Origin of the sequence: Streptomyces sp. NBC_01431 (genome assembly GCF_036231355.1) — a bacterium.
GTDB lineage: Bacteria > Actinomycetota > Actinomycetes > Streptomycetales > Streptomycetaceae > Streptomyces.
Map to the genome: position 1 here is coordinate 656624 of NZ_CP109497.1, position 14842 is coordinate 671465.

The 14842-nt window shown below is 68.3% G+C and carries 10 protein-coding genes and 3 pseudogenes; 2 read left to right on the top strand and 11 right to left on the bottom strand.

The annotated features are described in order from the left end of the window. Positions 1–297 precede the first annotated feature (297 nt). Together OG522_RS40420 and OG522_RS40425 are read left to right on the top strand one after the other, a co-directional pair. Entirely contained in the window at positions 298–1644 is a 1347-nt protein-coding gene (locus tag OG522_RS40420; RefSeq protein WP_329468500.1) for an IS701 family transposase, read from the top strand. 126 nt (positions 1645–1770) lie between these two features. Next, the gene (locus OG522_RS40425; RefSeq protein ID WP_329468501.1) at positions 1771–3522 is read left to right on the top strand and encodes a DUF2637 domain-containing protein; all 1752 of its coding nucleotides are present in this window, start codon (positions 1771–1773) and stop codon (positions 3520–3522) included. Here the strand turns inward: OG522_RS40425 and OG522_RS41505 are convergent. The 11 genes and pseudogenes from OG522_RS41505 to OG522_RS40475 all read right to left on the bottom strand — a co-directional run bounded on the left by OG522_RS41505 (position 3464) and on the right by OG522_RS40475 (position 14820). Then, the gene (locus OG522_RS41505) at positions 3464–4114 is read right to left on the bottom strand and encodes a Mu transposase domain-containing protein (protein ID WP_443074881.1); all 651 of its coding nucleotides are present in this window, start codon (positions 4112–4114) and stop codon (positions 3464–3466) included. The two genes, OG522_RS40425 and OG522_RS41505, sit on opposite strands and share 59 nt — an antisense overlap. After that, positions 4060–4332 (bottom strand): annotated as a pseudogene (locus OG522_RS41510) (transposase family protein); the annotation flags it as partial. The pseudogene OG522_RS41510 and the gene OG522_RS41505, both read right to left, overlap by 55 nt. 250 nt (positions 4333–4582) lie before the next feature. Then, positions 4583–6148 (bottom strand): annotated as a pseudogene (locus OG522_RS40435) (ATP-binding response regulator); the annotation flags it as partial. 60 nt (positions 6149–6208) lie between these two features. Beyond that, positions 6209–7993: pseudogene (locus OG522_RS40440) on the bottom strand (serine protease); the annotation flags it as partial. Between the two features lie 5 nt (positions 7994–7998). Next, positions 7999–8319 carry a CU044_2847 family protein gene (locus tag OG522_RS40445; RefSeq protein WP_329468504.1) on the bottom strand — a complete coding sequence of 107 codons (321 nt, stop codon included), beginning with the start codon at positions 8317–8319 and terminating at the stop codon, positions 7999–8001. A 677-nt stretch (positions 8320–8996) separates the two neighbouring features. After that, positions 8997–9701, bottom strand: coding sequence for a prepilin peptidase (locus tag OG522_RS40450; protein ID WP_329468505.1), 705 nt, complete (start codon positions 9699–9701; stop codon positions 8997–8999). A 217-nt stretch (positions 9702–9918) separates the two neighbouring features. Then, positions 9919–13272: a LysM peptidoglycan-binding domain-containing protein gene (locus OG522_RS40455; RefSeq protein WP_329468506.1), complete on the bottom strand. Its 3354-nt coding sequence runs from the start codon at positions 13270–13272 to the stop codon at positions 9919–9921. Between the two features lie 9 nt (positions 13273–13281). After that, positions 13282–13731: a hypothetical protein gene (locus OG522_RS40460; protein ID WP_329468507.1), complete on the bottom strand. Its 450-nt coding sequence runs from the start codon at positions 13729–13731 to the stop codon at positions 13282–13284. Next, positions 13728–14174: a TadE/TadG family type IV pilus assembly protein gene (locus OG522_RS40465; RefSeq protein WP_329468509.1), complete on the bottom strand. Its 447-nt coding sequence runs from the start codon at positions 14172–14174 to the stop codon at positions 13728–13730. Before OG522_RS40465 ends, OG522_RS40460 begins: the two co-directional genes overlap by 4 nt. Beyond that, positions 14174–14527 (bottom strand): pilus assembly protein, encoded by a 354-nt coding sequence (locus OG522_RS40470; RefSeq protein ID WP_329468511.1) that lies wholly within the window; start codon positions 14525–14527, stop codon positions 14174–14176. Before OG522_RS40470 ends, OG522_RS40465 begins: the two co-directional genes overlap by 1 nt. A gap of 50 nt (positions 14528–14577) precedes the next feature. Beyond that, positions 14578–14820 (bottom strand): hypothetical protein, encoded by a 243-nt coding sequence (locus OG522_RS40475; protein WP_329468512.1) that lies wholly within the window; start codon positions 14818–14820, stop codon positions 14578–14580. Between the last annotated feature and the right edge of the window lie 22 nt (positions 14821–14842).

Genomic DNA, 14842 nt, shown 5'->3' on the forward strand with positions numbered 1-14842 from the left:
AAAAAACAGCAGAAAAGCGACGTGCAGAATGGCGCCAGAGAGCCCCGAACTCGAGACCGCCGGTGTGATGGGCCATGCGAGAGCCTGATAGGCGGTCAGGGGGCCGTACAGCGCTTTCAGCCTCCCCGGAATGCCTTTTGTCCTCGTCGCGGCGATGGAGGAAGGGAGCTGTGACTGGTCGAACTTCTTGTGGCGCCAGGCACTGTCACGGCAGCTGTAGTTCCGGCGTCTGTGCTGGTCAGTGCCTCGCAGGGGCGGGTGAGGACATGAGTACGGCCACCGCGATCATGAACGTTTGTGACGACGTATCAGGACGCGGTGGCCGTGGAAGCCACGATAGCCGAGCAGGTGTGGAGCGAGACGTTCGGGAGGGCCATGGGGGCGGTCGCGGGCTGCTTCGGGCGGCGTGAGGCGCGGGCGACGGCGGCGGAGTTGGTCGTGGGGCTGCTGCTGGAGGTGGACACGCGCAACTGCTGGACGCTCGGGCAGGCGCTGGGGCACCCTGGCCCGCACCGGCTGCAGCATCTGCTGTCACGCGCCCGCTTTGACCACGAACGGGCCCGGGCAGAGATCGCCCGTCTGGTGGCCGATGAACTCGCCGGGCAGGACGTGATGTTGGTGGTGGACGAGACGGGCGACGCAAAGTCCTCCACGGACTGCGTGGGGGCGGGGCGGCAGTACTCGGGTGCGATCGGCGGTGTCGGTCTGTGTCAGGTGGCGGTGCATCTGGCGGCGGTCACGACGACAGTGAAGGTGATCATCGACCGGGTCTTGTACCTCCCGGCGGACTGGGCCGCGGACGAGGAACGCCGCGAGGTGACCGGGGTGCCGGAGGAGATCGTGTTCGCGACGAAACCGCAGCAGGCACTGGCCATGGTCACCGACGCACTCGCCACGGGGATCGAGGAACGCTGGTTCGCGGGCGACGAGGTGTACTGCGGGCGCGAACTGCGCCGGGGTGTCCGGTCGTTGGGGATCGGCTACACGGTTGGCATCGCCGCCACGTACCAGGTCACCGACGGAGCGGGCCGCCGGTGGGAGGCCCGCAAACTGATCAACAAGGTGCGGCCCGGACAGTGGATGCGCCGGCAGACCGGACACGGCACCAAGGGCACCCGCGAGTACGACTGGGCCTGGCTCGACATCCGCCACGACGACGCTCCCGACGAGAACGAGAACCGGGCGGGGACGAGCGTTCTGGTCGCGCGTCGGCACCGCTACACCGGCGAGGTGTCCTACTTCCGCTGCTGGGCTCCCGGTGACGTCTCGCTCGGCACGCTCGTGGAAGTGATCTCCCGCAGGTGGCGGATCGAGGAGACCTTCCAACTCGCCAAGGGCTTCACCGGACTCGACCAGGGTCAAGTGACCTGCTGGAACTCCTGGATGCGCTGGTCACTGTTCTCCCTGATCGCCGCCGCTGTCCTCGCCCTTACGGCCGCCACCGTCCACGAGGCCACCGAGGAGCGGCCCGAGCTTGTCCCGCTGACCTGCCCCGAACTCATCCGTCTCCTGCGGGCCCTCACACTGCCCCCACCAGTCCGCGATCGCGATCACGTCCTGTACTGGACCGCCTGGCGCCGCCACCACCAAGCCATCGCGACAGCCTGCCACCAGCAACGACACCGCCATCACGACCAGCCGTGATCAAGAACTACAGCTGCCGTGACTGTGTCCCAACTGCCTGAGGAATGTCGCCGACCGTGAAAGTGTGGACGGATCTTCAGGCCGAGGCACTGCAAGGAACGGTTGAACGAGACGAGGAGGCTGTTGGTGAGTCACCCGGCTCAGCTGACGCGCACGCACCGCATTCTGATCGGGGTGGTGGTCGCGGGTGCCGTGGTGATCGCCGGGATCGGTTTCGCGGGTTCGTACGCGGCGGTCCGCGAACTCGCGCTGCACAAGGGCTTCGGGAACTTCTCCTACGTCTTCCCGATCGGCGTCGACGCGGGCATCTGTGTGCTGCTCGCCCTCGACCTGCTGCTCACCTGGATGCGCATCCCCTTCCCGCTGCTTCGCCAGACCGCCTGGCTGCTGACGGCCGCCACCATCGCCTTCAACGGCGCCGCCGCCTGGCCGGACCCGCTGGGCGTGGGCATGCACGCGGTCATCCCGGTCCTGTTCGTGGTCTCGGTCGAGGCGGCCCGGCACGCGGTCGGCCGGATCGCCGACATCACCGCCGACAAGCACATGGAGGGCGTGCGCCTGACCCGCTGGCTGCTCTCGCCGATCCCCACCTTCCGGCTGTGGCGCCGCATGAAGCTGTGGGAGCTGCGCAGCTACGAACAGGTCATCAAGCTCGAACAGGACCGCCTGATCTACCGCGCCCGCCTCCAGTCCGTCTACGGCCGCGCCTGGCGCCGCAAGGCCCCCGTCGAGTCCCTCATGCCGCTGCGCCTCGCGAAATACGGCGTCCCACTCGCCGAGACCGCCCCGGCCGGCCTCGCCGCCGCCGGCATGGAACCGGTGCTCCTGCCGCCCCCGCCGGCCGTCGCCCTTGAACGTACGGATGTGCCCGCAGCTCCGTCGGAGTTGGAGGGCGAGTCCGGCCCGCTCCTGGAGGCAGGCCAGGCGTCTGCTCCCGGACTTGAGAGCTTGGTCCAGCCGGATAGTGCGAGCCCTGTTGAGACGGCGCTTGTGGGGGAGTGGGAGGGGCCGGAGCGGCAGGTGGACTTCGCCGACGCGGTCCGTGCGTTCGCTGCGCAGTTCGGCTATATGCCGGATCCGGGTCAGCTCGGCTGGTTCCTCGCAGAGGCTTACGGCATCACGGATCCCGCCACGGGCGGCTCGCTTCCTGCCGCCGTGCTGGCTCCCTTCCTGTCGGCGCCGGAGCACGCCCCGGTGCCAGAGGCGCCCGCAGCACCCGCTGTTGAGGAAGACGCCCCGGCGGCCAGCAGCCATCCGTTCTTCGGTACACCGCTGCACACGCCGGGCCCGGTCGACCAGGTCCTGCCTGCCCAACCGGCCGCACTGTCCGAGATGGTGCCCGCTCCGCGCCCCTCGACCGGATCGGATTCCCAGCCTGAACAGGTGCCAGAGACCGGCAACGAGACCACTCTCAGCGGGCCGCAGCCCAGCCCGGAGGAGCAGCCTGCGGGCGATACAGGACCGGCGCAGGCGAGCGGCGGACAGAACGGCAAGGTTGTGGACCAGACGCTGACCGTCGTGGACCGGTACTTCCTTGCCTGGGAGGGCTACATCGCCGAGCACGGCCAGGAGCCCACCGGCCCGCAGCTTTCCCGGCATCTCGCCGCACTGGGCATCCTGAACCGGAACGGCTCACCCGTCGCCCCGGCCACGCTGCGCCGCTATCTGCTGGAGTTCCGTATCTACAACGTGTGGGCCGAACAGCGCGAGACCCAAGCCGATCCCGCCGTCCCGGCGGTGCTGGAGGAACTCGCCCGGCGGGGTATCACGGGTCAGTACAACCGGCCCCTGGAGGCGCCGACCGTGGAGGAGTTGGTCGTCAACTTCCGCCGCCGCTATCAGGTGTTCTCGCTCGACATGAGCAACTCCAGACCCTGACCCGGCGATCGGGCCATTGGCTACATAGGCGAGGGGTAGGAACGAATGCCGGTGAGTGCTGGCAGCGGGCCTTGCCCGAGAGTTCGGGGATGTCGGGCAGAAGTAGAAGCGGCTGGGCGGTCAGACATCGATTCGGCGCATGCACCACGGCAGACCTGTGGCTGCGAAGGGATTGTTGAGTGTGTGCCGGAGGTTGCGGTCGTCTGCGGGGCCGATGGCTGCGGCAAGTTCGCGTCGTGCCTTGCATCCAGTCGGGCCGGGGGGCAAGCGCCGACAGGTCGACCATGACGACGAGTTCGTCGCCGTCCGCGCGGACCCAGGCTTCGCATCCGACCAGGCCGGGCGGGGTGGAATAGCGCACGGAGCCGAAGCGGACGGTCTGGTCGGGCAGGACCCGCCGTGCTTCGCCGAGCGCGAGGGTATGCGGAGCCGACGGCAGCTGGTGCAGCCGACGTATGTACTTGGAGACCGTAGTGCCGCCCCGCGGCAACGATTTGGGGGTGGCGGACCGGCCAGGACCCGCCTGGGCAGAAGCGGATCGGGGTCGGCGCCGACCTGTTCCAGCACATACGCCGGGGCATCGGCGATCCATTCGCCCACCGCCAGCAGCGAGGTCGCTCCGGCCAGCACCGCGCACGCGGTGAGTGCGAGCACGACGGCCAGGCGGTGGCACACCCCGCGCGGGTCACGAGGGTCCGGCACCTCGGCCAACCGCTCCAGCAGACCCGGGACCTCCTCGGGTCCGGCCTGCGGATTCGCGCGCAGTTGGTCAAGGGCAGGCGGGATCAGAGATGATGCGTCGGCAGGCACCGTCTTCCACTTGGATCACGGGGCGTAGAGAACTCCATGATCTTGGAAGCCGTGCCTGTCACGTTCCGGGAGCACTGCCGAGCTGGCAGATCGACACGAACCGGGCGTCACGCGACTACGCCGAAGCCCTGCCCTGCCAGGCAGGTCGCTGGTCCAATCAGTGAGCTTCCTCTGAATCGGTACGACGTGCCTCAATCCAACGACGCAGCAGCGGCAGCAAGATGTTGGGAACGGCGGACTTGACCATGCAGTCGGAAGCTCCCGATTCGATCGCCGTGTCCCGATTAATCTTCATCGCCATGGCGGCCACCGCGATGATTGCTAGTCCGGCGCACGCGGGCATGCCACGGATCGCTGTGATTGTTGCCAAGCCGTTCGCCTCGGGTGTCGCGATGTCGATGAGGGCAAGCGCCACGTCGTCTTCCTGCTTCAGTACTTCGATTGCCTCGCGACCGCTCGCGGCGTAAAGGACGTTCAGTCCGCACTCCTCCAGGACGGCGGTGATCAAAAAAAGGTGGCGGATGTCGTCGTCAACGATCAGCACTTTCTCACCGCTGAATCGGATATCCAAGCGGGGCTCTGTCCCTGCTGGCTGCTCCAGATCACCCCATCGATCAGGGTCGGAGATTTCGGGGCTGCGTGGCGCGAAGAGCGCGGATACATCGTCGTGAGCTTCTGCCAGGGCGAAGGTACGCGGTGGCAGTTTACTCGGGCGCAGCGGCAAGTAGATGGTGAAGTTAGAGCCGCGTCCCGGCTTGCTCTGTGCATGGATCTCACCGCCGAGCAGCCGCACGACCTCCCGCGCGATAGACAGGCCCAGGCCCGTACCGCCGTACGTTCGGCTGATCACGTCGGCCGCCTGCGTGAACGCCTCAAAGATCACCGGCAGTTTGTCGGCCGCGATCCCGATACCGGTGTCAGTCACGGAGAATGCGACCAGTTCCGCATCGGGATGGGCCAGCGAACCGGCCTCCAGTAGCTGCTCCCGTATGGCCATCGGGACATCCGGGCCGGCGGGCCGGACGACCAATGCCACCGATCCGGACTCGGTGAACTTCACCGCGTTGAACAGCAGCTCGCGTACCGCCTGCAGCAGCCGCTGCTCATCGGTGAGAAGTATGTCTGGAAGGGCGGACGCGACGCGCACGGTGAAGGCAAGCTTCTTCTCTGTAGTAAGCGGTCGGAACCTGGTCTCAAGGCTGTGGGCGAGCTGCGCAAGCGACGCGCTTGTGGCCATAACATCCATCTTGCCTGATTCGGCCATCGAAAGGTCGAGGACGTCGTTGATCAGCTGAAGGATATCTCTGCCGGTAGAGAGGATCGTTTGGGCAAATTCGAGCTGCTTCTGCGAGAGTCTCCCCTCTGAATTTTCGGTGAGCAACTTGGCCAGAATTAAAAGGGAGTTGAGGGGGGTTCGTAGTTCGTGCGACATGTTGGCGATGAACTCGGACTTGAACCGCATAGAGACAGCTAGCTGCTCAGCGCGCTCCTCCAGGACCTCGCGTGCCATCTCGATTTCCATGTACTTTGCCTCGATGTCACGGTTTCGCTGCGCGAGAATTTCGGCCTGTTCCTCTAGCCTGGTATTGGATTCATGCAGGTACCTCTGCCGCACTTCCAGTTCGGCCGACCGTTCACGGAGCTGCTCGGTGAGTTCCTGGGATTCGCTCAGCAGTTGTTGGGTCTTCTGCTGTTCGAGAATGATTACGCTACTGAGTTCGATGAGATCGGCGACCCCGTGAGGGATATCAGGTTGACGTTCATCCAGCCATCGCTGCGCCTCGGCCAGTCGGGTGGCGGACAACAGATCTCCGTCTCGGGCACGTTCTTCCATCATCGTCAGCCATTGCTGGAAGTCCGCGTCTTCTTCAACCCACACGGACAGCCTGCTCCACTCGCGGATCAGGGCCTCGTGGGCGATCTCGGCCGTCTCGGGGCCATCAGACCCCAGGATGACCAGACGGCGGTCCGGGTCCGCGAGCAGTTGGGCGATATACCAGTCATTCCCGAGATAGGAACGATCTGCCGTAACGCGGACAGCGCTGGAAGATCCACCACGGGCGCGAATCATGGAAAGGAGTACACGACGGACGCGTTGTTCGTCCAAGCGGAGCTGGTGCCGTAGCCATTCGTAGGCCTTCTCCGCATGCTGGTTCAGTGCTCCGGATACGCCTCCGAGGCCGCGATAGCTGTCGAAGGTAATCTGGCGCTCGCGCTGCAAGGGCCACAGCTCGGTCAGGGTGAACTCCAGCAGTGGCAGGCTTCCCGCTGCCTTGCTGGCTTCGGAAGCGATCTCTTCGGCCAGCCCTGGGCTGAAGGCCACGCCGGCAAGCTGCGCAGGCTCCACGATCACGCGTGTCAGTGCCACCTCGTCCAGCGGAGAGACGTTCAACTGTCGGTCCTGTAGCCGGGGACCGATATCAGGTAGTTCCAGCAGATCAGGAAGAAAATCGGCGCGCAGTGTGCAGACCAGACGGACGTTCGCATCCTGCACTGTGTCCGGGGGCGGGAACAGACGCTGCAGGAATCCCAGCGCCTTCTCCGTGTCCGGACTCGCACTTAACACTTCCTCGAACTGATCCCCGACGAGCGCCAGACGCTTGCCCGTCAGCAGCGCAACCCGTGAAGCCACCGGCCAGAATCCGTCTTTTCGCAGGACCTGGGCGCGGTGGTCCAGCTGCTCAAGAGAATGGTTTGCTCCAGGATGCTCAAGATCCAGCAGGGCCCGGGCAACCGATTCGTACGGGGTTACCCCCGGTCGGAAGGAGGCCACGCTCCACCCGTCGGCCGAGAGTGCGGGATGCAGACCTGCCGCAACAAGGGAGGACTTGCCTACCCCGGAAGGACCTGTGACCACAACGAGTGGCTGCCCTTTGACCATGTCCCGGAGCCGTTTGACCTCACGCTCGCGCCCCACGAACACGCCGGCCTGAGCGTCCGCGGCCGTGAACGCCTGAAGTCCTCGGTACGGACAAGGTGGCAGCACCAACCGGCCCAGAGCCTCGGGCCATACCGCCGCCACTTCCGACAGCGGTATCGCATAGGCATCTTGCGCTGCGCCTCCCCTGCTAGCGATTGCGAGCATTCCCACTGCTGCGTCGCCCCAGCGATCCGTCGCCACGACCGGCGAGCCGCTGTACCCGGGCTGAGCTCGCAAAGCTGCCTCGGCCCGGGCGTCGAGCTGGATCAAGCCACCGCCGACCGCTCCCCGAATGGAGCAAGTGGCCCAAGCACCCTTGTCTCTTCGGTCGGGGGTGCTTGGATAGCCGAACACCGAAACCTGCGCGTCGGGGGCCTGGCCTATGCGCGCGTCGACCAACCGCGCTGGCCCTGCGCCGACCGGCAGCGTGTCTCCGCCGACAACCACCAAGCCAGCTACATCACGTCCGGATCCGCTTGATCCTTCAGGCGGATCCCATGCCGCCACCCGGCAGATGCGCAGCGGTGCGCCGTCAACGTCGCCGAGCAGCACGAACTCGACCTGAACGCGTGCGCCGTCGTCAGGGCGTTCACGGTGGTGCTTGTCGCGGCCGAGCGCCGCATTGACGACGTGTGCGCACGTGACCATGTACCGGTCCCCGACAACGAACCCGAGGCCAACGGGAGCCCCTGAGGCTGGTGACCGGATCGCTACGATGAAACCCTCTCGGCCAGCGTGCACCTGGATCAGGAGCTCTTCCAGACCACCCGGACGGCGAAGTTCACCTCTGTTGTTCCCTTGGCGATGATCACGCCGCTTTCGCCGCCGATCTTCAGCCCGAACTGGATCTCCATCTCATCGGGCTTGAGTTCTCGGACCGTCTCAGAGACCTGCGACAAGGCTGGCCTCACACGGTCCAGTGCTTCACGGAGCGACGTTTGGGCACGTGCCACCAGGCCATCGTCCGCTGCAAGTTCCAGATCCGAGCCCCCCAAGCCGGGCTCAACCTCGAAGACGGCAGCGCCTTCGCCGTCCCCGTCCACCGCCATCATGACGAGCTCTGCCACAGTGCCCCCTAGTGCCCCGCCGGCCCCAGGCAGTGGGGTCGGCAACGATTCTTCCCATCCTGTGCTACCGGGGACTGACGCCGCAGGGAAATCCAAGAGAGAGCCGGACAGTATCGAGCCACTCTCATGTCAGGAGGCACGTTCCACCGGTGAAGTCTCCGGCAACTGCATCAAGAGGGATCTCGGACGAGAGGCGGACAGGTTCGCCGTGCTCGCTGCGAGAGAGATCAAACTGGCAGACGTGCCACAACAGCTCAGCGAGACCGGAGTCCTGCCGGATCGAGTCCAAAACCTCTTTGTCGCTCGTCACGCGGCGGACGATAGCAGTGGACGCTGACGATCGAAGCGGCCAGGGAGGCCGTGACCGTCGAACCGTCACGTGAAAACGAACCGCACTCACCCGAACTCGCTACAGGGCCGCCGACGATGCGCTGCGCAGTGAGATGGGGCAACGGCTCCGGGCCTGCGCACCTACCGCCAAAGCCGCTTCGACGGGCTCGAAGTGGCATCCCCTGAGGACGGCGGCGACGGTAGGTCCGCGATGGCGGACGGGACCATCCTGCCCGGCTACTTGCTGGCGAGCGGTCAGTGTCCGGAGCGGGCTCGGTAGTGTCATCGCGCGATCATGGCCACCAGGGTGCCGCAGATGAGGAATGGACCGTAGGGGATTGCAGATTTCACATGGGCTCTGCGCAGCGCGATGACCCCAAGTCCAAAGGCGGCGGCGAGGAGTTGGCCGGCGATGACACCGAGGCGAGTGTGTGCCAGCTGTACCAGCCGACCATGGTCCCGAGCGCGACGGCGGGTTTCACGTCGCCGAACCCGAGGCTCCGAGGACTGATCAGGAAGAGCACGAAGTAGCCGCCGCCCAGGGCCAGCGCACCGCTCAGTGCGGTCGGCCAGGATCCGCCTGCGTTCGGGAAGAGCGCGGCGGTGCCGAGCAGGAGCAGCGTTGCCGCCGTGAGGGGGAGGGTCAGGATGGCGGGCAGGCGGTGGACGGTGGCGTCGACCCAGGCGAGCAGCACAAGGATCGGAGTGAGGAGCAGCCAGATAGCCATTTCGGGCCTGGGCTCCGTCGTATGGGCCAGAACACCGCATCCCAGGATGGTGATCAGCGCGCGACGACTGGAGCAGAGGGCCCGTACCAGCGCCGGGCGCGGGGAGCGGTCTGATTCTCGGTGGCGCAGTTCTTGCAGTGGGGGGAGTCCGAGCCAGGCCTGTGCGGGGTGTCCTGCCGGGCAGTATGCCCGCCAGGTCTCGCCCGCCGGGACGGCTAGTTTGTACGCGGCACGCGGCAGGAGCAGACCGGCCAGAGCACCGTAGGCGACGCGAAGGTCACGAGCATGCGCACCGGCGGGGTCTGCGAAGGTCGCTGAAGGCACAGACGCTGGCCCGATGGGCGGCGGATCCGCGCGCGCCATCGGGGCCTGGGCGATGGGCGGTTGGCAGCCTGCGCAGGTCCTGGACAGTCGAACGCGCACTGCGCACTGGCGACTGCGCACTGCCCGGTGGGGTGCGCACACGCCCGCGGCGCGGTGTGCACTATTACGTGCCGGCGACAGTGCGTCTGCCTGCGGACGTCGGATGGTCCCGGCTGTCCTAGAAGCCTTGTGCACGCTGCCCCGCTCCGAGAAGGCTGTCGATGAGGCGTTCGGTCTCGGGGTCCAGCGGGCACCGGTTTTCGCGGCTGATCTGCTGGACGCGAGTGGAGGCGGTGAAGAGGCCGGGACGGCTTCCGGCAGCATGTTCGATTCTTAGCCAGTCGCGGTAGATGATCTCTGCGGTCTGGTCCACGTCGAGTGCGGTGGCGACGGCCTGGCGGGCGGCGGCGAGGTCGTGGTGGGGGCCGGGGGCCATGCGCCAGGTGGCGACGGTGTGGGCGACGTCGACGATCCGAGTGATCATCTCCTGCTGGTGCGGCAATGCCCAGGGCAGGGCGTTGGCGCCAAAGGGCTTCCCACGGACCAGTCCGAGGGCGCGCTCCAGGTCGCCCACGCAGGCCGGCCCGTTGGCGAGGGCGCGCTCGGCGAGCTGCTGGAACTTGGTCCAGTCGCAGCGGACTTGGGGGGAGAGGTTGTAGGTGTCATCGCGGGTGGTGCGCCGGGGGACGTAGGGGTTGCCGTGTGGGTCGTCGCCGAAGCCGCGGCGGAGATCGCCCAGCCGTGAGTCGAGGGTCTTCTTCGACCAGGGGGTGAGCGGGTCCATGTCGACGCACAGGGTGTCGGCGCGGCGGCCGGGCTTGAAGAACATCAGGGCGGCGAGTTGGGCTGCGCGCGGGCCGTGACCGGAGCTGGAGAGGCCGGGGACGTGTACGGGCCCGAGCACGCTGATTTCGGGGGCGTGCAGGTCGTGGGCCTCTGGGGCTTCCCTTTCGTCTTCTGCGGCGGGCACGGCGCTCCCAGTGGAGGAGACCGGCTCGGATGCCTCGGCCTCGGTGTCGGAGGTGACTGGGGTGTCGGTGGGCTGTGGACTGGATGCCTGGGGCCCGGCGGGCACGAGGTGGAGGGCGGCCGGGTCGGTGCTGGCGGTCACCAAGGCCGGGAACGCCCCGAGGCCCGTGGGAGCAGGGGCCTGCGGGCTGGCCTCGGCCTTCGGGGCGGTGGTAGCGGGTTCCGCCTCGACGGGCGTGGGCGTGGTGGGAGTGGTGGAGGGAGGTGCTGCGGCTTCGGCCGGCACGTTCTGCCAGACGCCTTCGGCGAGGATGGGCGGTTGACCGGAGATCCGGAGCTCGGCTGCGATCTGCTGGAAGGCCGCGTCGTCGAGGCGCTGCAGCCGGAGCGGGAGACCGATGGCGTCCAGGTCCTGGAGCTCGGACGAGGAGGCGTCGAGGATCTCGGCGTCGGGGAAGTGGTGGCTGGTTGGGGAGGCGGAGGCGACCAGGGTCACCGGGAGGTCGCCGGCCTTGTCGAGGGCCTCGGCGAGCTGCCAGGCGGTGTCGCCGTCCAGCTCTGCCGCACACAGCAGGAGGTAGGGCAGGGCGGCTTCGTCGGGTTGTTGATAGGCGGTGAGCATCCAGTCGCCGAGGTCGCGCACGGCGTGGGCGGGCTCGCGCTTGTGCGCGATGCGCGAGGTGGGCAGCAGCTGCGGCAGCTCGTCGCCGAACCCGAGCGTCACGATCTCCACGTGCTCGGCCCAGGGGCTCATGCCGAGCTCCAGCGCGATGGAGGTGCAGGCCTCACGGATGTGTTCGGCCGTGCCGTCGAGGAGGACGACGCGCGGGTGGGCCAGGTTGAGGAGCACGACGCTGTCGTCCTCGGTGGCGCCGATGGTGGTCAGGACCGGGTAGGGGGCCGCGACGGATGCGGCCTCGTCCCCGCTGAGCAGTACCGCGGTGGTGGGGAGCTCCCACCAGCCGTCCGTGCCCGCCACGAAGGGCCGTTGAGGGTCGGTGTCCGCTTCGCCCGGCAGGACCTCGATGGCCTGCCGGCTGAGCCGGGCGCCCCGGAGCACGGGGAGCGGCCGGTTGTCGGCCTGGGCGTGGTGGGCCAGGGTGCGCAGGGCGCAGTCGAGTTCGTCGACGAGGGTGGGCGCGGCAGCCTCGGACAGCTGGGCTGCGGCCGGCGAGGTTTCCTCGGCGATGGCGATTGTCTCGCCGGGTGCGCGGCGTCGGCGCTGGAGGATACGGCGCAGCGTGAGGGCGCCGGTGATGGCGGCGGCCAGGAGCACGAAGGCCCCGGCCACGGTGGTGAGTTGGACGCGCTGGTGTGTGGAGGAGCCGGGCTGCGCAGCTGCGGGAGTGGAGGGCGTGGCCGGTGTGGCGGGGACCATGGAGGGGGCTGTGGAGGGGGTCGAGGCGGGAGGGCGGCTGGCGGAGGGGGTGGCGGGTGCTGGGGTGGAGGGGGCCGTCCGGGCCGGTGTGCTGGTCGGCGCTGCGGGTGTGGCCGAAGGGGCCTGTGGCCGGGGGGCGTCGTGGGGTGCGGCAGGCGCAGCCGGAGCCGGGTTCTCGGTGGTGGGCGGCGGAGCGGTGTGCCCCGGATCAGTGGGCGCGGGTGCGGCGGGTGTTGGGATGTCGAGGCTCCAGCCCACTTCGAGGTCGTCGGGGTCGGTCAGTTGGCCGCCGGCGGGCTGGGGCTTGTCCCGGTTCGCGTCGAAGATCTCCTGGTAGCGGGAGCCGTCGTGGTACTCGCGGTCGGCGATCGTCCAGAGGCTGTCGCCGGGGCGGACGGTGTCGCGGTGCGGCGTGCCCGCCGGCGTGGTGCCCGTGGTCTGGGCGTGGGCGGGCGTGGGGTTGAGCAGCGGCAGGTCGGCGGGAAGCTGCAGGATCCAGCCCGGCTGGATGGGGGAGTTGGTGCGGAAGACGGTGCCGTCGGCCATGGTGTGGCCCTCGTTCGCGGCAGCGATCTTGGTGTAGAGCTCGCCGTGGCCGGTGAGGTGTTCGGCGATGCTCCACAGGCTCTCGGCGGGGCGCAGCTCGCGGACCGTGTAGGTGTGGTGGGCCGCGGGTGCCGGGGAGGTGTCGGCGGCTGGTGTGGTGGAGGCTGCCGGTGCGGCGGCGTGCGTGGTGGGTGCGGGGGAGGCCTGGCTGGGGAGTTGGGTGGTGGTGACGGCGTGCGCGGTGGCTGGGGCGGCCAGTGCCGTGCTGGTGGGCAGCAGTACCAGGATGCTGCCCACCAGCGTGGCCGCGGCGCGCTGGCTCAGGTGCAGCCCCGGCAGGTGGGGCGCGCTGCGGCCCCTGAGTCGGGCCGGGATCTCCACGAGCAGCGAGACGACGAAGGACAGCCAGCCGATCCAGCCGACGGCCGCGACGAACAGCAACGCCACGCTGGTGGTGTCGGTTCGGGTGAACAGATGGCTCAGTCCGTCCAGGCCACCGGGCAGCAGCGCGGCACTGGCCTGCCACAGCAGCCAGGGCAGGCCCGTAAGGAGGGCCGCCAGCGCCAGGAGCGCGGCCAGGGCGCGCAGGACGGCGGGCAGTGTGCGCCGACGGCGAGCAGCGGTGCGGGGCAGGGCCATGAGCAGTCCCTATCGGTCCGGTTGGGTGATGCCGTGCAGGAGGGCGGCCGAGCTGGTGGCGTGCACCGTGAACGTCTTTGGCAGGAATGCGGCGGGGTAGCGGCCGGTGACGGTGACCGTCACCGTGTGCCCGGCGTCGGTGATCTGGACGGTGCCGGTGACCCCGGTCTTGGCGAGGTAGACGCGGGCGGCGGCGGACGCGGCGGCGGGGTTGGCGACGAAGGCTTTGCCGGGGATCGCCTGGGCGGGGTCGATGGCCTGCTGGGCGGCGCGCGCCGCCTCCACCGAGAGATCGTCGGCGTGCTGTTTGGCGCGCAGGACCCCGAACGCGTCGATGGTGAGGAGCCCGCACAGCAGCAGCAGGGGCCCGATGATGAGGGCGACGAAGACCGGGACGGCGCCGCGGTCGTCCCACCGCGAGCGCCTGGCCATCAGCCAGCACTGCAGGGTCGGGTTCATCCGCGCCCCCGGTAGGCGTCGACGATCGAGGTGAAGGTGGAGTGGACGGTGCGTACGCCGGGCCCGCCGCCGATGAGGACCAGGTCGCCGATCGGCACGGTGCAGGACACGGTGACCGTCACGGTGGACACCTGCCCGACCGGCACAGCCAGCCCTTCCACCTGGGCCTGGACACTGGTGTGGCTGCAGACCTGGCCACTGGAGGCGAACGCGTCGGCGGCCGCGGCCTTGGCATCGGCGCTTCCGGCGGCGGGAGTTCGCGCCAGCGAGGCGGCCCGGGCGGCGGCCTGGGCGGCGGCATCCGTCTTCTGCCCGGCCAGGGAGAGGCGGGCGCCGGCGACGAACAAAAGCACGAGCACGATCAGGACCGGGACGATGATGGCGGCCTCGACGGCGACGCTGCCCTCGTCCGCCGGGCGCCGCAGCCAGAATGCGCGGGTCATCAGGGTGCTCCCGCCGTGGTCCACCGCTCGATGGGCCCGGACACGGTGGCTTGGACATGGATCCCCGATATGCCCGGAATCATCGACAGGGCTTGTGCATCGACGCGGACCCGCAGCCGCTCGGGCGTGCTGCCGTCGGTGGACACGCTCCGGTCGGTGAGCAGGCTGGAGCCCACCTCTTCGAGCACGCGCTTCGCCTTGGCGGCACCGTCGCCGGGGGTGGCCCTGTACAGCCGGCCGGCCGCCACGCCGGCCCTCGCGGAGCTGTAGGCGGCGTTGCGCGCGTACGCCCACATGATCCCCTGCAGCAGCATGAGGATCAGGACGATCACGAAGGGATAGATGATGGCCATCTGGATCGGGTTCGAGCCCCGGTCCGAACCCCAGGGCCTGCGCGGTGCGTTCACTTGCCGTCAAGGTTCACGTTGTCGACCTTGGTGGACGCCTTCGTGCCGAGCGCGACCAGGGCGGCAACGATGCTCAGCGCGATGCCGATGCCGGCAACCCACAAAAGCACGGTCACCACGGGATTGTCGCCGCGCTCACCGCGCTCGGTCATCTCCTGGTACGCCTCGTTGAGGTGTGCGCGGACCTTGCCGGTCAGCAGCGACACGGCGACGCCGGCCTTCAAGTAGGTGTCCTTCACGGCTTGTTCTCCTTACACAATG